Origin of the sequence: Streptomyces sp. NPDC020299 (assembly GCF_044387825.1) — a bacterium.
Lineage (GTDB): Bacteria > Actinomycetota > Actinomycetes > Streptomycetales > Streptomycetaceae > Streptomyces.
This window is the reverse complement of record NZ_JBIRWL010000021.1, coordinates 57,460-74,103: the sequence shown is the minus strand read 5'-3', so window position 1 is coordinate 74,103 and position 16,644 is coordinate 57,460. Positions and strand designations below refer to the sequence as shown.

Annotated in this window: 16 protein-coding genes; 5 read left to right on the top strand and 11 right to left on the bottom strand. The window is 70.4% G+C overall.

Translation table 11 applies throughout. The annotated features are described in order from the left end of the window. Positions 1-114: 114 nt before the first annotated feature. The 4 genes from ACH45E_RS38370 to mnmA form a co-directional block, all read right to left on the bottom strand. On the bottom strand, positions 115-2,727 hold the full coding sequence (locus ACH45E_RS38370; protein WP_361452099.1) for a class I SAM-dependent DNA methyltransferase: 2,613 nt from the start codon (positions 2,725-2,727) through the stop codon (positions 115-117). A 120-nt stretch (positions 2,728-2,847) separates the two neighbouring features. After that, on the bottom strand, positions 2,848-3,627 hold the full coding sequence (locus tag ACH45E_RS38365) for an RloB family protein (protein WP_361452102.1): 780 nt from the start codon (positions 3,625-3,627) through the stop codon (positions 2,848-2,850). A 56-nt stretch (positions 3,628-3,683) separates the two neighbouring features. After that, positions 3,684-4,970, bottom strand: a complete 1,287-nt coding sequence (locus ACH45E_RS38360) for an ATP-binding protein (protein WP_361452105.1) — start codon at positions 4,968-4,970, stop codon at positions 3,684-3,686. A gap of 112 nt (positions 4,971-5,082) precedes the next feature. After that, positions 5,083-6,219 carry a tRNA 2-thiouridine(34) synthase MnmA gene (gene mnmA, locus ACH45E_RS38355; protein ID WP_361452108.1) on the bottom strand — a complete coding sequence of 379 codons (1,137 nt, stop codon included), beginning with the start codon at positions 6,217-6,219 and terminating at the stop codon, positions 5,083-5,085. A 60-nt stretch (positions 6,220-6,279) separates the two neighbouring features. Here mnmA and ACH45E_RS38350 point away from each other — a divergent pair, with 60 nt between their 5' ends. Both ACH45E_RS38350 and ACH45E_RS38345 read left to right on the top strand, forming a co-directional pair. Then, positions 6,280-6,942 (top strand): N-acetylmuramoyl-L-alanine amidase, encoded by a 663-nt coding sequence (locus tag ACH45E_RS38350; protein WP_361452111.1) that lies wholly within the window; start codon positions 6,280-6,282, stop codon positions 6,940-6,942. Positions 6,943-7,155: 213 nt separating this feature from the next. Further along, positions 7,156-8,862 (top strand): multicopper oxidase domain-containing protein, encoded by a 1,707-nt coding sequence (locus ACH45E_RS38345; RefSeq protein ID WP_361452114.1) that lies wholly within the window; start codon positions 7,156-7,158, stop codon positions 8,860-8,862. 25 nt (positions 8,863-8,887) lie between these two features. Here the strand turns inward: ACH45E_RS38345 and ACH45E_RS38340 are convergent, their stop codons facing one another. From ACH45E_RS38340 to ACH45E_RS38330, 3 genes are all read right to left on the bottom strand, one after another. Further along, positions 8,888-10,051, bottom strand: coding sequence for a cysteine desulfurase family protein (locus tag ACH45E_RS38340; protein WP_361452116.1), 1,164 nt, complete (start codon positions 10,049-10,051; stop codon positions 8,888-8,890). 108 nt (positions 10,052-10,159) lie between these two features. Further along, complete coding sequence (locus ACH45E_RS38335) at positions 10,160-10,426, bottom strand: DUF4190 domain-containing protein (RefSeq protein ID WP_361452119.1); 267 nt, start codon at positions 10,424-10,426, stop codon at positions 10,160-10,162. Between the two features lie 65 nt (positions 10,427-10,491). Continuing rightward, positions 10,492-10,659, bottom strand: coding sequence for a hypothetical protein (locus tag ACH45E_RS38330; RefSeq protein WP_361452122.1), 168 nt, complete (start codon positions 10,657-10,659; stop codon positions 10,492-10,494). 164 nt (positions 10,660-10,823) lie between these two features. Here ACH45E_RS38330 and ACH45E_RS38325 point away from each other — a divergent pair, with 164 nt between their 5' ends. Then, positions 10,824-11,486 (top strand): TetR family transcriptional regulator, encoded by a 663-nt coding sequence (locus ACH45E_RS38325; RefSeq protein WP_361452125.1) that lies wholly within the window; start codon positions 10,824-10,826, stop codon positions 11,484-11,486. Positions 11,487-11,555: 69 nt separating this feature from the next. Here the strand turns inward: ACH45E_RS38325 and ACH45E_RS38320 are convergent, their stop codons facing one another. Next, a complete protein-coding gene (locus ACH45E_RS38320) occupies positions 11,556-11,927 on the bottom strand; it encodes a hypothetical protein (RefSeq protein ID WP_361452128.1) in 372 nt (123 codons plus the stop codon). 161 nt (positions 11,928-12,088) lie between these two features. Beyond that, positions 12,089-13,045: a YafY family protein gene (locus ACH45E_RS38315; RefSeq protein ID WP_361452131.1), complete on the bottom strand. Its 957-nt coding sequence runs from the start codon at positions 13,043-13,045 to the stop codon at positions 12,089-12,091. A 141-nt stretch (positions 13,046-13,186) separates the two neighbouring features. Between ACH45E_RS38315 and ACH45E_RS38310 the strand changes: the two genes are divergently transcribed. Next, positions 13,187-13,768 (top strand): TIGR03086 family metal-binding protein, encoded by a 582-nt coding sequence (locus ACH45E_RS38310; protein WP_361452134.1) that lies wholly within the window; start codon positions 13,187-13,189, stop codon positions 13,766-13,768. Here ACH45E_RS38310 and ACH45E_RS38305 read toward each other — a convergent pair. Beyond that, positions 13,761-14,618 (bottom strand): thioesterase family protein, encoded by an 858-nt coding sequence (locus ACH45E_RS38305; protein WP_361452137.1) that lies wholly within the window; start codon positions 14,616-14,618, stop codon positions 13,761-13,763. The two genes, ACH45E_RS38310 and ACH45E_RS38305, sit on opposite strands and share 8 nt — an antisense overlap. Positions 14,619-14,786: 168 nt before the next feature. Between ACH45E_RS38305 and ACH45E_RS38300 the strand changes: the two genes are divergently transcribed. Further along, positions 14,787-16,037 carry an alpha/beta hydrolase-fold protein gene (locus tag ACH45E_RS38300; RefSeq protein ID WP_361452140.1) on the top strand — a complete coding sequence of 417 codons (1,251 nt, stop codon included), beginning with the start codon at positions 14,787-14,789 and terminating at the stop codon, positions 16,035-16,037. On the opposite strand, the gene ACH45E_RS38295 is transcribed toward ACH45E_RS38300, so the two are convergent. Next, positions 15,946-16,602: a trimeric intracellular cation channel family protein gene (locus ACH45E_RS38295; protein ID WP_361452143.1), complete on the bottom strand. Its 657-nt coding sequence runs from the start codon at positions 16,600-16,602 to the stop codon at positions 15,946-15,948. The two genes, ACH45E_RS38300 and ACH45E_RS38295, sit on opposite strands and share 92 nt — an antisense overlap. Between the last annotated feature and the right edge of the window lie 42 nt (positions 16,603-16,644).

Below are 16,644 nucleotides of genomic sequence, written 5' to 3'. Positions count from 1 at the left end.
CCCAGTCCAAGGGCCTGGAGACCGGTCCACTCGGGAACATCCTTCGGCGAATACCCGTTCCTCGGCTTCTGTACAAGTACAGACCCCAGCCGGACCGTACGCGCATAGTCGCTGCTACCGCCCATAACCCAACTCCTCCAGCCACTCCCCCAGCTCCCCCTGCGCCGCCTCGCTCGCCCCCTCCAGCTCGCTCAGCGACACCGCGTACTTCTCCACCCACCGGCGGAACACCGCGACCAACTCCCGGCGCCCCACCGCGAACGCCGCGTCCACCCTCCCGGACACGTCCTCGTTCAAGACGTCCAGGACGATCTCCTTCGTCCGCTGCTCGTCCGCCAGGACGGCCTCGGCCGCCGCCTTGAGGTCCTTCAGGAAGAGGTCGTCCAGCGCCTTGCGCTTCTTCGTCACAGCCGTGCGTACCTTGCGGCAGACCACCACCTCCCGCTCAAGCCGGGCGAGTTCCTCTTCCGAAACCGGCTCAGCCGACTCGGCGGTGTCCGCCGCGTCGGCCTCCTCCTCGCCGTCCTCGGCGGGCTTCGCCGCCGCCAGCGCGTCCAGCGCCTCCTTGTAGGCCGCGTCCGCCGCCGCGGCCTCCGTCTCCACCACCGCGTACCGGTCGAGGAACTCGGGGATGAGGTGGCGTACGACGGGCTGGTCCATCGCGCGGCGGCGGTCCGTGGCCGTCACGGTCTGTTTGCGCGCGGTGGTGCCCGTGCTCACCGCGCCCTCCGCCGGCTTGACGATCGCCTCCGTCGAGTCGACCCAGCCTTCGAGGACGCGGGCGAAACCGCCGGCCGCCAGAGCCTTCATGTCGTAGCGCGCGTGGGTCCACCAGTCCGCGACGATGCCCGCCGTGCGGTAGTCGTCGATCACGCCGACCCCGCCGATCGCCTCGATGAAGCCGTCCAGCAGGCCGGAGCGCAGGTTCATCAGCAGGCGGTCCTCGGCCAGCTGGGCGAAGAGCTTCGAACCCTCCGCCCACCAGGCGGCATAGGCGGTCCGAAGTTCCGCCTCCTTCGCCGCCGTCAGGTCGGCGATGCGCTCCACCGTGGCCTCGGGACCTTCCGGCAGGAAGTCGTAGTACGCCGGGTCGTCATCGCGCTCCGCGAAAAGGGTCGACGCGTCCACCCCGTACGCCTCGAAGAGCCCCGACCGGGCCGTCACCTCCGCGACCGGCACGCCCCCGTACAGGTGGGCCCGTACGTCCTGCGGCTCGGGCGGGGGCGAGTTGTCGACCCAGCGGCGGATGTTGAGGTTCGCGCCTTCGGCGAGAAGGTCGGCGACAGTGACCCAGCGTGAGTAGCCGGGCAGCTCGCGCCCGTCCTTGAACACGGTGACGATCTTCTCTACGTGCTCGGGGCCCAGCTCGTTCTGGTTGCGGCCCACCGTGAAATCGCGGTCGGCGTTGATGAAGAGGACCTTCTTGCGCCGGTCCGCGTCCGGCTTCCTGCGAGGCCGCCGGAGCACGAGCACACAGGCCGGGATGCCGACGCCGTAGAAGAGGTTCGGACCGAGGCCGATCACCGCTTCCACGCAGTCGTCACGGAGCAGTTCCTCGCGGATGTCCCTCTCCTTGCTGCCGCGGAAGAGCACTCCGTGGGGCATGACGACCGCGACCATGCCGTCCTCCTCCAGCACCGAGATCATGTGCTGGACGAACATCAGGTCGGCCTTCTTGCCCTTCTCTGGCGCCCAGCCCCACTTCATACGGGTGCCGTGCACCCCGTCCGCGGCGGCCACCGCCTGCTGGTCGTACGGCTGGGAGAAGGGGGGGTTGGAGAGGACTTTGGTGAAGGTGAGCAGGCGCTTGCCGGCGTCGAGGTGGAGGGGCTCGGTGAGGGTGTCGCCGTGCTGGAGGTCGAACTTGCGGATGCCGTGCAGCACCATGTTCATACTCGCCATGGACCAGGAGGCCGGGTTGCGGTCCTGACCGTTGATGCCGAGCTCGTCCGGATTACCGCCGTGCTCCTCCACGTACTCGCGGGCCGCGATGAGCATGCCGCCGGAGCCCATGCAGGGGTCGTAGACGCTCTCGGTGGGCTTCGGGTCGAGCAGCCGCACCAGCATCCGCACGACCGAGCGCGGGGTGTAGAACTCGCCGCCGCTCTGGCCGGCGCTGTCCGCGAACCGGCCGAGCAGGTACTCGTAGGCAGCGCCCAGCATGTCGGGGAACTCGAAGTCCTCGTTGCGCAGCCGGTAGATGCTGAAGTGCCGGATCAGGGACAGCAGTTCGTTGGTGGTGAAGCGGGGCTTGTTGCCGACGACCGCGTTGAACTCGATGTGGGAGGCGACACCGGTCAGCCGCGAGTTGCCCTCCTGGAGAGCAGCGAGCGCCTTGTCGAGGTACTCGCCGGCCTGGACGACCTTGCCGTCGGGTCCCTTGGTCTCGGCGGTGAGCGCCTCGATCCCGGGAACGGTCTGCTCGGGGTGCTCGGGGTCGAGTACGTGCGGGCCGGTCCACCAGCGGGCGCGCGGCGGGACGTAGAAGACCTTGGTGTAGAAGTCGGGGTTGTCGGCCCGCTGCAGGGCCTTCGTCTTACTGCCCGTCTCCTTCAGCCGCTCCCGGTACGTACGCTCCCAGGCGGGCTGGAACTCGTCCGAGGCCCGCTTCAGGAACAGCATCCCGAAGATGTAGTCCCGGTAGTCGGAGGGCTCCATCCGGCCGCGGAGGATGTCGGCGGCGGCGAACAGGTGCCGTTCCAGCTGAGGAAGGGTGATGCGGGCCACGCGCCGGTCCTTCGGTGGGGAGTGGTGGAGGGTCGTCGAGCAATCGTGCCAGGGCAGCCTAGACGGCCCACCAGCGCGGGCGGAAACCACCGCAGCAGCGCCTTTCGGCCATGTGGTCGGCTACCTCGACCGGTCGTCCACGATGCCGAGGCTGACGAGCAGCCGCCATACGTCGGAGGACGGGTCCCGGTTGAGGACGGGGCAGTCCTCGGCGTGACCGGAGCGTGCGGCCCACTTCCTCTCGGACTCCGGCACACTGCCGCGCGGCACCTGCTTGGGCTTGCGGTTGTCGGCCTTGCAGTCACCGTGCTCGCACTGGCTGACCAGGCTTCTCGCGTGCGCGACCGCCTTCTTCGCCGCGTCGTCGTCCAGCGCCTCACGACGGTCGCCCTTGACGCTCTTGTCGTTCTTCACGTCGAAGGACTTGAACGCGGGGTGCGCCGCCCGCAGCTTCTTCACGACCTCCTTGTTGCTGCCGCTCTGCCGCCCGCTCATCGCCTGGAAATGCAGAAGCAGCCACAGATCGAAGGACGGGTGCGAGAAGCAGACCTGGATGTTGGCCGCGGCCGCCTCCTTGACCGCCTTCGGAATGTCGTGGTGCTCGTCCCGGTCGAACAGCACCCACGCCTCCTCGCCCGCGGCCTGCTTGTGGTCGCGCACAGCGGCGACGGCCCTGGAAGGGATGAGACCGTTCTTGGCACTGATCGGGTGGATCAGGAACGGCTGTCGCTCATCGTCGCCACCGTCCCCGTAACGGGCGTTGAGGTGGTCGAGGTACTGCGGCTCGGTGACCTCGCCCTCGCAGGCGATGAAGAGAACCCGCTGTTCCTTGGAGACCGGCGGCCGGTACGGAACGGGTGCGAACTGGTCGTTCCGGCTTCCCCTGCGCTTCCGTGGCATCCCCGCTCCGCCAGCCCCGCCGACACCGCTGTCCTGCTGTTGTCCGCCCCGCCTGCTCACGCTGTTTCCTTCGCCTCCCGCCAGGACAGTTCACGAGCGATCGCTCCCGCGCCGACACGCGGTACACCGCCGTAGCGGCCACGCAGGTATCCGCTCTCCAGGTCCTCGTCCTCCGCCGGGTGGGCGGCCGTCACGGGATAGATGCTGGTAGCCCCCGAGCGTTCCTTCGCCGCGATCCACACCTGTTCCCGGTCCAGCGGGCGATCCAGTACCGCGCTGCCGAGCAGGGTGGCGTCATGCGTGGTGAAGACGAGCTGGGCGTTGTTCGGGTTGGCCTTCGGGTCCTGAAAGATCCGTACGACTTCCGCGGCCAGGGTGGGATGAAGGCTGGAGTCGAGTTCGTCGACCAGCAGGGTCGTGCCGTTGTCCAGCACGGTGAGCATGGGGCCGAGGAACGCGAACCAGGCGTGGGTGCCAAACGATTCCTCGCGCAAAAACTCCAGCGGGACGTCCCCGCCGTCCGGGGTGCGGTGCCTGAGCCGGATGCCGCCGGACTCGGGATCGACGTCGATGCCGGTGATGCCCAGATCGGCGATGGCGAGGAGCTGGAGGATCCGCTCGCGGTAGGCGAGCCTCTTGTTCTTCGGGCTCTTGTCGGTCAGCATCCGCTGAGTGAACGTCGTACGGCCCGTGATGTCCTCACCGGGCGTGACCAGCCACAGGTTGTCGAGGAACCAGCTGTGCAGCGCCGAGAGCACGGGATGGTTGAGGGTGGCTCCAGCGGACAGGAACAGCGCGTCGGTCCGCGTGTACGCCACCAGGTCGTCCCGGCGAGGCCCGGTGAAGGCGGCTCCTTCGAAGAGGAACTCGGGACCCTCGGATTCCGGCCGGTTGGCCTCCCGGTCGAACCAGACCTGGCGCTCACCGTCGGGGTAGGCGTGCAGCCACTCCGCTTCGACACGCTCGTCGGACAGTTCGAATCCGTAGGTGTAGCGGACCTTACGGTGGTGCCCCAGAGCGAGATCGACCTCGAAGAGGGTTGTCTCGTCAACGCTCTCCTGGTCGAGTTTGAAAGGCTGGCGAGGGACGCCGGGCTGCTTGGGCCAGTCGGCGAACGACGTGCGCACCGCTTCCCGCATGGCCGTCATGGCGCTGAGCAGATTGGTCTTCCCCGACGCGTTGGCACCGAAAACGCCCAGGACAGAGAGTCCTGGGACCGGTCGGTCGTCGTAAACCAGACCGGTGTCGCGCGCGATGCCCTCCTTGAGCACGGTGCCGATCAACGACAGCTCGCACTCGTCACGAATCGAGCGGTGATTGGCCACCCGAAAACGGAGGAGCACCCTCGACCTCCTGGCGGACGGGGAGGCGCCCCCGTCACTCTCGTACTCTTGCGGACGATCCGCAGGGGAAGCCTATGACGGTGGCTGGTCCTGGGCCAGTCCCGAAGATCATTCAGGCGAGAGCCGTAGCCCGCACCGTCTCCGAGATCGTCGCCGAGCCCACCACGCGCGTGCCGTCGTACAGGACGATCGCCTGACCGGGGGCCACGCCCCGGACCGGCTCCGCGAACCGGACCTCCAGGGAGCCGTCGACCAGTTCGGCGGTGGCCTCGGTCTCGCCGCCGTGGGCGCGGAGCTGGGCGGTGTAGGTGCCCGGGCCGGTGGGGGCGGCGCCGCACCAGCGCGGCTTGATCGCCGTCAGGCCGGTGACGTCCAGGGCGGCGGCCGGACCGACCGTCACGGTGTTGTCCACCGGGGAGATGTCCAGCACGTAGCGAGGCTTGCCGTCGGGGGCCGGGGTGCCGATCCTGAGGCCCTTGCGCTGGCCGATGGTGAAGCCGTACGCGCCCTCGTGCGTGCCGAGCTTGGCACCGGACTCGTCGACGATGTCGCCCTCGGCCTTGCCCAGACGTCCGGCCAGGAAGCCCTGGGTGTCGCCGTCGGCGATGAAGCAGATGTCGTGCGAGTCGGGCTTCTTGGCCACCGCCAGGCCTCGGCGCTCGGCCTCGGCGCGGATCTCGTCCTTGGTGGTGACCGTGTCGCCGAGGGGGAAGAGCGCGTGGGCGAGCTGGCGGTCGTCCAGGACGCCGAGGACGTAGGACTGGTCCTTGGCCATGTCGGAGGCGCGGTGCAGCTCGCGCGTGCCGTCCTCGCCCACGATCACCTTGGCGTAGTGGCCGGTACAGACCGCGTCGAAGCCGAGGGCGAGGGCCTTGTCCAGGAGCGCGGCGAACTTGATCTTCTCGTTGCAGCGCAGGCACGGGTTCGGGGTGCGGCCGGCCTCGTACTCGGCGATGAAGTCCTCGACCACGTCCTCGCGGAAGCGGTCGGCGAGGTCCCAGACGTAGAACGGGATGCCGATGACGTCGGCGGCCCGGCGGGCGTCGCGGGAGTCCTCGATGGTGCAGCAGCCCCGCGCTCCGGTGCGGAACGACTGGGGGTTCGCGGAGAGCGCGAGGTGGACGCCGGTCACGTCGTGGCCCGCCTCGGCCGCGCGGGCGGCGGCGACGGCGGAGTCCACGCCGCCCGACATGGCGGCGAGGACGCGGAGGGGGCGGGTGCGCTGCGGGGTGTCCGGGGTGTCAGTCATAGCCCCTCCAGGGTACGGGGGCGTGGGAACCGGAAGCCCCGCATATCCGTTGACGATCACATGGGGGTGACAGAGGTGGGTGCGGCGAGGGGCGACTCCGATCGGCGGCTGGGGCGGCGGGCCCTGCTCGTCGGCGGGCTCGCGGCCGCCGCGGGCACGGCCGCGCTCGCCCGCGAGGAGCTCTCGCACCTGTGGTGGCGGCTGCCGGGGGTGGAGAAGCCGCGGGTGGCGGGCGCGGTGGACTTCCGGGGTGCGCGCTGGGTGGCGGCGTCCGCGGCGAACTACCGGCGGGCGGACCGGCCGGACGACTATCCGGTGGACCGGGTGGTCGTCCATGTCACGCAGGGCGACTACGCGAGCGCGGTGAAGGCCTTCCAGGACCCGGCGCACCAGGCGGCGGCGCACTACATCGTGCGGAAGGACGGGCGGCTGACCCAGCTGATCCGCGAGCTGGACGTGGCCTTCCACGCGGGCAACCGGGAGTACAACGAGCGGAGCGTCGGCATCGAGCACGAGGGGTTCGTGGAGCACGCGTCCTCCTTCACGGACGCGATGTACGCGACCTCGGCGCGGCTGACGGCCGCGATCTGCGGGCGGTACGGCATACCCGTGGACCGGGAGCACATCATCGGGCACGTCGAGGTGCCGGGGACGGACCACACGGATCCCGGCCGGTACTGGGACTGGGACCGGTACCTGGGCCTCGTACGCCGACAGGTGTGACGTACATCACGTGACGGGTCAGCTGTGAGGCGACTCCGTGGCGCACGTGCCCGATATGCCCCTCGGTGTGGGTGTGACCTGGCGCACGGCAACTTGGCTTTGATTCAACGCAGTTGAGCGAGATGGCCGCTCACGGCGGTCTCACAGCCCGCGCGGCTTCCCCCCAGCTTGGGCTCAGTCCTTACATAGTCCATACGTCAAACATCCGGGGCCATGGCTGACATCACCGAGCCCGACACCACTGCGGGCGGAAGCGACAACGGCACCCACGTCAAGCGCGGGCGCGCCAAGCAGGAGCACACCAAGGGCAGCAGGGTTAAGGGCGGCAAGGGCCTGCACCGGCGGAAGTTCCTCGGCGGGATGGCCGGGTTCGGGCTGGCGGCGGCCGGGGCGGCCGGCACGACCTTCGCGATGCTGCGCAACGGCAGCGACAAGGCGTCCGCGGCGTCCGGCACGCTCACCGTCCCGGACCTCCTGGAGGGCACCACCTCGGACGGCACCACCACCTTCACTCTGGAGGCGAAGACGGGGACCAGCGAGGTGGTCTCCGGCGTCACCAGCGACACCATGGGCTACAACCAGTCGTACCTCGGCCCGACCATGAAGTGGACCAAGGGCGACACGGTACTGCTGAACATCACCAACAGCCTGGGCGCGGACACCACCGTCCACTTCCACGGCGCCCACGTCCCGGCCAAGATGGACGGCGGCCCGCAGGTGGCCTTCGCCGACGGGGAGACCTGGGCCCCCACCTTCGAGGTGAAGGACGAGGCCAAGACCCTCTGGTACCACCCCCACGCCCTGGGCACGACGGCCGAGCAGGTGGTGGCCGGACTGGCCGGGATGATCATCGTCGAGGACGACTCGGACACCTCCGCCGCCCTGCCCAGCGACTACGGCGTCGACGACATCCCGATCATCCTCCAGTGCCTGGCCGCCGACACGTCCGGGGACGTCAAGTACAACCTGACCGGCTATCTCAGCAGCGGCCTCGTCTACCCGGTGCTGTGCAACGGCACGAACGTCGACGACACCACGCTCACCTTCGAGGCGACCAAGACCCGCACCCGCTTCCGGATCCTGAACGCCTCGCCGTCCGACATCATCACCGTCCAGCGCAGCGACGGCGGCACGATGACGCAGATCGCCACGGACCAGGGGTATCTGGCCGAGGCCGCCGAGGTGACCTCCGTCCGTCTGGTGGCCGGCGCCCGCGCCGAGGTCGTCATGGACCTCACCGAGGACGTCACGCTCCAGGCGGTGATCACCACCGGCTGGGTGCGCGGCGGCAGCGGCACCTACGACTTCCTCACCGTCACCGCGAGCGGCAGCGACACCCCGGACGACCTGCCCAGCACGCTCAACACCATCGACCGGTACGACACCAGCGACTTCACCGCCCGGACGATCACGCTCGGCCAGAGCGGCGCCACCATGCTGATCAACGGCTCGGCCGGGACCACCATGTCCTCCATGGCCATGATCAGCACGACGCTCGGGTCCAAGGAGATCTGGACCATCAAGAACAACACGCAGCTGGAGCACTCCTTCCACCTGCATGACGTGCCGTACCAGCTGATCTCCGTCGACGGCACGGATGCCAGCGGCGTCCAGCTCGGCTGGTACGACACCTACGAGGTGGTGGGCGGCGGAACGATCAAGATCGCCATGGAGTTCACCGACTTCGCCGACGACACCTACATGTACATGCTCCACTGCCATCTGCTCCAGCACGAGGACGAGGGCATGATGGCGTCCCTGATGGTGACGGATGACGGTTCATCCACCACCAGTACGAGCAGCAGCGACTCGACAGCCTCAGCCAGTCCGAGCGCATCGGCAACGGCTTCGGCGACCGCGAGTGCGACCGCGACGGCGAGTGCCAGCGCCACCGCGAGTGCCGGCGCGACGGACAGTTAGGCCACGCCGGCCCTCAGCCCGGCCGTCAGGTCAGCCCCGCGGCGCGTGCACGCTCCACCGCGGGGCCGATCGCCTTCGCGACCGCTTCGATGTCCGCCTCGGTCGAGGTGTGGCCGAGGGAGAAGCGCAGGGTGCCGCGGGCCAGGTCCGGGTCGGTGCCGGTGGCCAGCAGGACATGGCTGGGCTGGGCGACACCGGCCGTGCAGGCCGAGCCGGTGGAGCACTCGATGCCCTGCGCGTCGAGCAGGAGCAGCAGGGAGTCGCCCTCACAGCCGGGGAAGGTGAAGTGGGCGTTGGCCGGGAGCCGGTCCACCGGGTCGCCGCCCAGGATCGCGTCGGGGACCGCCGTGCGGACCGCCTCGATCAGGGCGTCGCGCAGGGCGCCGATCTCGCGGGCGAACCACTCGCGCTGCTCGGCGGCGAGGCGGCCGGCCACGGCGAAGGAGGCGATGGCAGGGACGTCCAGGGTGCCGGAGCGGACGTGGCGCTCCTGGCCGCCGCCGTGCAGGACGGGTACGGGGGCCCACTCGCGGCCGAGGACGAGGGCGCCGATGCCGTACGGGCCGCCGATCTTGTGGCCGGAGACGGTCATCGCGGCGAGGCCGGACGCGGCGAAGCCGACGGGGACCTGGCCGAAGGCCTGGACGGCGTCGGCGTGCAGGGGGATGCCGAACTCACCCGCGACGTCGGCCAGCTCACGGACCGGCAGGACCGTGCCGATCTCGTTGTTGGCCCACATGACGGTGGCCAGGGCGACGTCCTCGGGATTGCGGGCGATGGCCTCGCGCAGGACCTCGGGGTGGACACGGCCGTAGGAGTCGACCGGGAGGTACTCGACGGTGGCGCCCTCGTGTTCGCCGAGCCAGTGGACTGCGTCCAGGACGGCGTGGTGTTCGACGGGGCTGGCCAGTACGCGGGTGCGGGCCGGGTCGGCGTCGCGGCGGGCCCAGTACAGGCCCTTGACGGCGAGGTTGTCGGCCTCGGTGCCGCCGGAGGTGAAGACCACCTCGCTCGGGCGGGCGCCCAGCGCGTCCGCGAGGGTCTCGCGGGATTCCTCGACCGTACGGCGGGCCGTGCGGCCGGATGCGTGCAGGGAGGACGCGTTGCCGGTGATGCTCAGCTGGGCGGTCAGTGCCTCTGCCGCCTCCGGGAGCATCGGGGTGGTCGCGGCGTGGTCGAGGTAAGCCATGGTGAGCCCGATTCTACGGGGCACCTCGGCGGTGGTCGCGGCTCGTCCAGGCCGCTTCCCACGCGCTCGTACGGCTCGCCAAGCTCCCTGGAGCTCTGCGGGAGTTCCCTAGAAGCTCCAGGACACGGTGTTGTCCACCTGCATGAAGGCCACCAGGACCAGCAGGTCGGCGACGCCGAGGCCCATGCCGAGCAGGGCGCGGCCACGGCGGGCGGTGCCCCGCCACAGGGCCACACCGGCCAGGACGATGGCGATCGGGCCGAGGAACAGGTTCAGGACGAGGAGGCCGAGGAGGCCGAGGATGAAGGACGCGACGGCCATGCCGTCGGCGTCGCGGACGGCGGTACGGCGTGTCGCCGGTGCGGTGAGTTGCATGGTGGTCGGCTCCCGACGGAACAGAGGGACGGATGAGTGGTGGACGGATGGCGGGCGGGTGCGGGTCAGTTGGCGGACGTGCCGCGCCGGCGGCCGTGGCGTTCGCGGAGCGCGAAGACGCCGAGCCAGGTGGCGATGACGACGGCGGCGATGGCGCTGAAGGTCAGCGGCACGTGGGCCACGGTGCCCAGGACGAGGCCGAACAGCAGGAGAGCCGCGACGATGAACAGCATGGGATGGATCCCCCTTTCCGAGGAGTTCCGAGCAGCTCCGAGGTACTCCGAGGTGCTCGCGTGAAGCTTCGGTGAACAGTTGTGGTTACACTTGTTCACTGACTTCTGAGTCTAGCGCTCCCCAAGGCTTTTCAATTCCAGAGAACAGTTGTTAACTGGATGACATGAGTCACACCCTCGGGATCCGGCAGGCCCAGAAGCAGAAGACCCGGCAGGCGCTCCTGGACGCGGCGTTGGGGCTGCTGGAGGGGCAGAGCCTGAGCAGCCTGGGCCTGCGCGAGGTCACCCGCGCCGTCGGAGTCGCGCCCACCGCGTTCTACCGGCACTTCCGCTCCACGGCGGACCTCGGCGTGGCCCTGGTCGACGAGGCGCTGGGCAGCCTGCACCCGATGGTGCGGACGACGGTGTCCTCGGCGGGCGACAGCGAGGAACGCATCGCGAAGGCCGTCGAGTTGATCGCGCACCACGTCGACGCGTTCCCCGCGCACGTCCGTTTCATCGCCCGCGAGCGCCACGGCGGGGTCCAGCCGGTACGGGAGGCCATCCGGGCCCAACTGGCCCGGTTCGCCGAGGAGGTGAGGGCCGAGCTGGCCAAGGATCCCGAGGCGGAGGGGTGGAGCGACGACGATCTGCTGATGCTCGCGCACCTCTACGTCGACCAGATGCTGATCACGGCCTCCCTCTTCCTGGAGGCACAGGAGACCCAGGGGTCCCAGGGGTCCCAGGACGCACCGGCCACCTCCGAGGAGGAGCGGGAGCGCGTCACCCGGCTCGCGACGCGGCAGCTGCGGCTGATCAGCGTCGGCCGACACCACTGGCACGACTGACCAGCGCCGACGCGCAGGGGCGGCGGGCCCGTTCACCGGACCCGCCGCCCCTGCGGTACGAAACCCCCGTCAGCCCTGCTGAGCCTGCTGCCCCTGCCCCGGCTGCCCGCCGCCGGGCCCGCCGCAGCCTCCGCCCTGACCGCCACCGGGGCCGCCCTGGCCGCCGCCGGGCGCACCGCTCGGCATGCCGGAGGGGGCACCCGAGGGGGCTCCGGTCGGCTTGCCCGAGGCCGCGCCCGAAGGGGCGCCGGACGGTGCACCGCTCGGCGCGCCGCTCGGGCGCCCGGACGCGCCGCCGGTCGGCATCCCGGACGGTGGTTGGCAGCTCTGCTGGGCGGAGCCGCTACCGGAGGACGAGGAGTCGCCCGAGCCGCACGCGGTCAGCAGCAGCGGGGAGAGCGCGAGCAGGGCGACGGCCGGGACGAGGCGTGCACGCTTCATGAGAGCCAGCTCCAGAGAGGGTGAGGAAGTCCTGAGGCGGGCACTCAATCAACGGCGCTTAGGGCGTTCTTGGGTACTTCCTGTGACCGCCCTGTCCACCGGGTAAAGCGCACCCCAAGTACCCGCTCTCACCTGGTCTTTCGACTGCGAGCCGGGCCTACTCACTGGTACAGGTCCGTGACAGAACGCGCCGCGGCCGGCAGTTCGGCGCGTGCCTCGGGCGGCGCGAGGACCTCCACCCCGTCGGCGAACGCGAGCAGTTGGCGGACCGCGCGGACGGACGGATAGCTGAGCCTTGCGGTCACCCACTCCCCCTCGCCGTCGTCGTCGGGGAGTCCGGCCAGGAAGGATGCCGTGATCCGGACGAACATGTCGAGGCGCTCCCGGCGCACCCGTACGGTGACCTCCACGCCCCCCGGCGACTCCTCGACCTGTTGCCGCAGCACCTCCCAGGCGTCGGCGAGTTCGACGCCGGGCCGGCGGCGCACGGGGTCGTCCAGGACCCGGGCGGAGTGCACCCGGTCGGCGCGGAACAGCCGCGGCCTGCCCCGCCGGTCGGCGACCAGGTACCAGATGCCCGCCTTGGCGACCAGGCCGTAGGGGTCCACGGTGTACGTGTTCGGCTCCTGCTCCCCGCTGTGCCGGTAGCGCAGGCGCAGCCGCCGGTCGGCGAACACCGCGTCCTGCAGTGTCTCCAGGTCGACGGCCCGTTGCGGCCCGCTCTTCCAGCGGGTGGCGTCGACCAGGATCCGGCGGCTGGTCACCTCGGCGGCCGGCCGGTGCGGCGCGGGCAGGGCCGCCATCACCTTGCGCAGCGCCGAGCCGAGGGCGGCGTCCAGGCCGAGGGCGGCGTGCGCGCCCTGGGCGGCCAGGATGAACAGGGCGCGGGACTCGTCGGCGGTGAGACCGGTGACGTCCGTACGGAACCCGGCGAGGAGTTCGATGCCGCCGTGCCGCCCGCGTTCGGCGTACACCGGGACGCCGGAGGCGGACAGTGCCTCGACATCGCGGTAGATGGTGCGCACCGACACCTCGAGCCGCTGGGCGAGTTCGTGTGCCGGGACCCGGCCCCGGGTCTGCAGGAGGAGCAGGATGGACAGCAGGCGGTCGGACTTCACCCGGCCAGGATCACGCCGTCGGACACCTCGTGCCAAATGTTGACGGCGGATGTCAGGTTATCCGGCGATGCTCGCTCCGACGACTCGACGACTCGACGATCCGACGACTCGACCACTCGCCGACTCAAGGAGAGGCACCCCATGGACATCATCGACCCCCGCCCCCTGTACGCCCGCGCGACGGAGCAGATGGCGGCCCTCGTCAAGACCGTGCGGCCCGAGCAGCTGTCCGGCCCCACGCCCTGCGCCGAGTTCGACGTACGCACCCTGCTCAGCCACGTCGTCGGCGGCACCCGGCGGATCGCGGTGGTCGGCGAGGGCGGTGACGGCCTCGCGGTCCACCCGTTCGCCGAGGGTGTCGAGGACGCCGACTGGGCGGCGGTGTACGACGAGGCGCGCACCCGGGTCCTCAAGGCGTGGGAGAGCGACGAGCGGCTGACGGCCCCGGTCCGCGTACCGTGGGGCGAGGTCCCCGGCCACGCCGCGCTGTCGGGGTACGTCATGGAACTCGTGACGCACACCTGGGACCTCGCCGAGTCCATCGGCCACCCGCACGAACTCGACCCGGAACTCGCCGAGTTCGCCCTCGCCATAGCCCGCCGCGTTCTGCCGGACCCCCGGCGCGACGCGGACACCCCCTTCGCCGACGTGGTCGAGTCCCCCGAAGACGCCGACGCCTACACCCGCCTGGCCGCCTGGCTCGGCCGCGTCCCGCTCAGCTGAGCCTGGCGCGGGCCAGTTGGCGGGACTGGGCGACCAGGCGGTCCGTGCTGTCCCAGACCTCGGCGTCCTCCTCCAGGAAGCCGCCGGCCAGGTTGCGGGTGGTGATCGCGACTCGCAGCGGGCCCGGCGCGGGGCGGTGGCGTACGTGCACGGTCAGTTCGACCGTGGGGACCCAGCCGGACAGGCCGATCTCGAAGGCCGTCGGGGGCAGCGCGTCCACCGCGAGCAGCAGCGCGAAGGGGTCCGCGTCCCGGCCGTCGGCGAGGCCGAACCAGGAGCGCATCTCCCCCTTGCCGGAGGGGGCGCCGAGTGCCCAGCCGAGGGTGGCCGGGTCCAGCTTGAGCATCAGGCGGTCGGTGATGGCGGAGCTTCCCTCGACCGGGGCCGGACCGTCCTCGGGGCCGAAGCACTGGTCCATGGGCGGGATCGCGGGCGGCGTGGCCGTCGTGCGGACGTCGTCGGGGAGGGAGTCGAGGTCGCCGTAGGAGGCGAGGACGCGGATCCGCTCGACCTCGCCTCCCGCCTCGTCGTACTGGAAGAGGGACGCCTGGCCGGTGGAGAGGGTGCGGCCGGTGCGGACGGTCTCGGTGCGGACGACCGCCGGGCCCGGCTGGGAGGCGGTGAGGTAGTGCGCCGAGATCGTGAAGGGGTCGGGGTGCGGGAGGGTGTCCGCGAGGGCCCGGCCGAGCACGGCCAGCAGATAGCCGCCGTTGACCGCGTTGATGATGGTCCAGCCGGCGGAGAGGTCGATGTCGTAGACCCCGGGCTCGCGCCGCGTGACCGCGGTGTCGCGGTCGAACTCGCTGGCGCCGATCACGGCCCGCGTCGGGGCGGAGGCTGCTTCTGGCATGGGTGAACCGTACAACAGGAAATTACTAAGCGGTAGCTTTGGATGTTGCGTGCGCATGACGAGACGCGGACGGCAGGACGGCGCCTGTCGGGTGAGATCCCGGCAATTGTTCGGTAAGTGTCCGGACACGTCCGTAACCCGGAGACCTTGATCCCCCTCTATGAAGGCATGAGCCTCACCGGGACTGCGTTCCTCTACACGACGATCGTGCTGTCCGTCGTCGCCCTCGTTCTGCCGCTCGCCCTGTGGTCGAGGATTCGGGGGCCCAAGGCGCTGCGCGTCGCGGCCCGGGTGCTGATGCTGCTGTTCGCCCAGGGCACGGCGGTGACGCTGGTGTTCCTCCTCGTCAACAACTCCAACAACCTCTACGACAACTGGGCCGACCTGCTCGGCACCGGCAACCACGTCCAGCAGGCCGCCGACCTCGGCCGGGACGGCACCGGCGGCATAGCGTTCAAGCGGCTGCCCAAGGTCAAAGCGGCCTTCCAGGCCGCCGACGGCCCCGGTATGCGCGCGGCCGGCGGGGTCCGCGTCACCCAGCTCAAGGGACGGGTGTCGGGCGTGAACGCCGAGGTCTACGTCTGGCTGCCGCCGCAGTACGACGAACCCGCCTACCGCCACCACAGGTTCCCGGTCGTGGAGCTGCTCCCGGGCTACCCCGGCTCGGCGAAGGCCTGGTTCGGCTCCATGAAGGCCCACGAGCAGCTGCTGCCGCTGATGAAGAACGGCCAGGTCGCGCCGTTCATCCTGGTGGCGCCGCGCACCAATCTGCTGGCCGGGGTGGACACGGGCTGCGCCAACATCCCGGGCACGGTGAACGCCGACAGCTGGCTGAGCATCGACGTGCCCAAGATGGTCATGGACAACTTCCGCGCCGAGCCCGCGCCGTCCGGCTGGGCGGTCGCCGGGTACTCTGCGGGCGCGCACTGCGCGGTCAAGCTGGCCGTCGCCCACCCCGACCGCTACCGCGCCGCCGTGAGCCTGTCCGGGTACAACGACCCGATCGGCGAACGCAACTCGCTCGCCGCGCAGTCCCCGGCCCTGCGCGCGGCGAACAATCCTTACCTGCTCCTCAAGAAGTCGGCCGTGCCGCCCCGCATCGCGCTGTACTCCTCCGGCGAGTCAGGCGACGGCTACCAGGCGGGCGTGGCCCTGGAATCGATCGCCAAGGCGCCGACGACCGTGCACGTGGTGTTCCTGCCGCGCAGCGCCGGCGGCCACACCATGGCGCTGTGGCGTCCGCAGGTGGTGCCCTCCTTCCGCTGGCTGACCCTCCAGATGGGCAAGAACCGGCCGCGGAAGGCGGCCATGGACGGCTCTACCGGCTCTACTCCTCTGACACCGTCGACCGGCGGTTCCACGCGCGCGGCGCTCGCCAGTGGTACCGCATCGCGAGCAGGCGCAGCACGAAAGCGGTGACGACGGCGAGAGCGGTGGTGTACGGGGTCAGCAGGTCGTAGTGGATGCACAGCACCACCATCGAGGCGCCGACGATCGCCGGGACCGCGTACAGGTCACGGTCCCAGCGCAGCAGCGACGGCACCTCGTTGGCGAGCACGTCCCTGAGCACACCGCCGCCGACGGCGGTGGCCAGGCCGAGGGCCGCCGAGGCGGTGAGGTTGAGGCCGTAGTCGTACGCCTTGGTCGTGCCGGCCACGCAGAACAGGCCGAGGCCGGCCGCGTCGAAGACGTTGACCGCGACCTGGATGCGCTCCACGTGCGGGTGCAGGAAGAACACCAGGACCGCGGCGAGCAGCGGGGTGATGAAGTACCCCTGGTCCGTGAACGCGGCCGGCGGTACGGCCCCGATCACGATGTCCCGGAACAGCCCTCCGCCCAGCGCCGTGACCTCGGCGAGGACGGCTATGCCGAAGACGTCGAAGTTCTTGCGCACGGCCAGCAGCGCACCGGAGATCGCGAAGACGAAGATGCCGACGACATCCAGGGTGTGCTGGACGGAGGGACTGAAGAGTTGCTCGACCACCCTGACATTCTCACCTGTCAGAGGGTGTGAGCCTTACAAAGC

Excerpts from the sequence above, each read along its gene's own strand:
- ACH45E_RS38325 (WP_361452125.1), top strand. The coding sequence starts at position 10,824 with ATGAGTCACACCCTCGGGATCCGGCAGGCCCAGAAGCAGAAGACCCGG.
- mnmA (WP_361452108.1), bottom strand. The coding sequence starts at position 6,219 with ATGACTGACACCCCGGACACCCCGCAGCGCACCCGCCCCCTCCGCGTC.
- ACH45E_RS38310 (WP_361452134.1), top strand. The coding sequence starts at position 13,187 with ATGGACATCATCGACCCCCGCCCCCTGTACGCCCGCGCGACGGAGCAG.
- ACH45E_RS38340 (WP_361452116.1), bottom strand. The coding sequence starts at position 10,051 with ATGGCTTACCTCGACCACGCCGCGACCACCCCGATGCTCCCGGAGGCG.
- ACH45E_RS38365 (WP_361452102.1), bottom strand. The coding sequence starts at position 3,627 with ATGCCACGGAAGCGCAGGGGAAGCCGGAACGACCAGTTCGCACCCGTT.
- ACH45E_RS38330 (WP_361452122.1), bottom strand. The coding sequence starts at position 10,659 with ATGCTGTTCATCGTCGCGGCTCTCCTGCTGTTCGGCCTCGTCCTGGGC.
- ACH45E_RS38335 (WP_361452119.1), bottom strand. The coding sequence starts at position 10,426 with ATGCAACTCACCGCACCGGCGACACGCCGTACCGCCGTCCGCGACGCC.
- ACH45E_RS38300 (WP_361452140.1), top strand. The coding sequence starts at position 14,787 with ATGAGCCTCACCGGGACTGCGTTCCTCTACACGACGATCGTGCTGTCC.
- ACH45E_RS38305 (WP_361452137.1), bottom strand. The coding sequence starts at position 14,618 with ATGCCAGAAGCAGCCTCCGCCCCGACGCGGGCCGTGATCGGCGCCAGC.
- ACH45E_RS38320 (WP_361452128.1), bottom strand. The coding sequence starts at position 11,927 with ATGAAGCGTGCACGCCTCGTCCCGGCCGTCGCCCTGCTCGCGCTCTCC.
- ACH45E_RS38345 (WP_361452114.1), top strand. The coding sequence starts at position 7,156 with ATGGCTGACATCACCGAGCCCGACACCACTGCGGGCGGAAGCGACAAC.
- ACH45E_RS38350 (WP_361452111.1), top strand. The coding sequence starts at position 6,280 with ATGGGGGTGACAGAGGTGGGTGCGGCGAGGGGCGACTCCGATCGGCGG.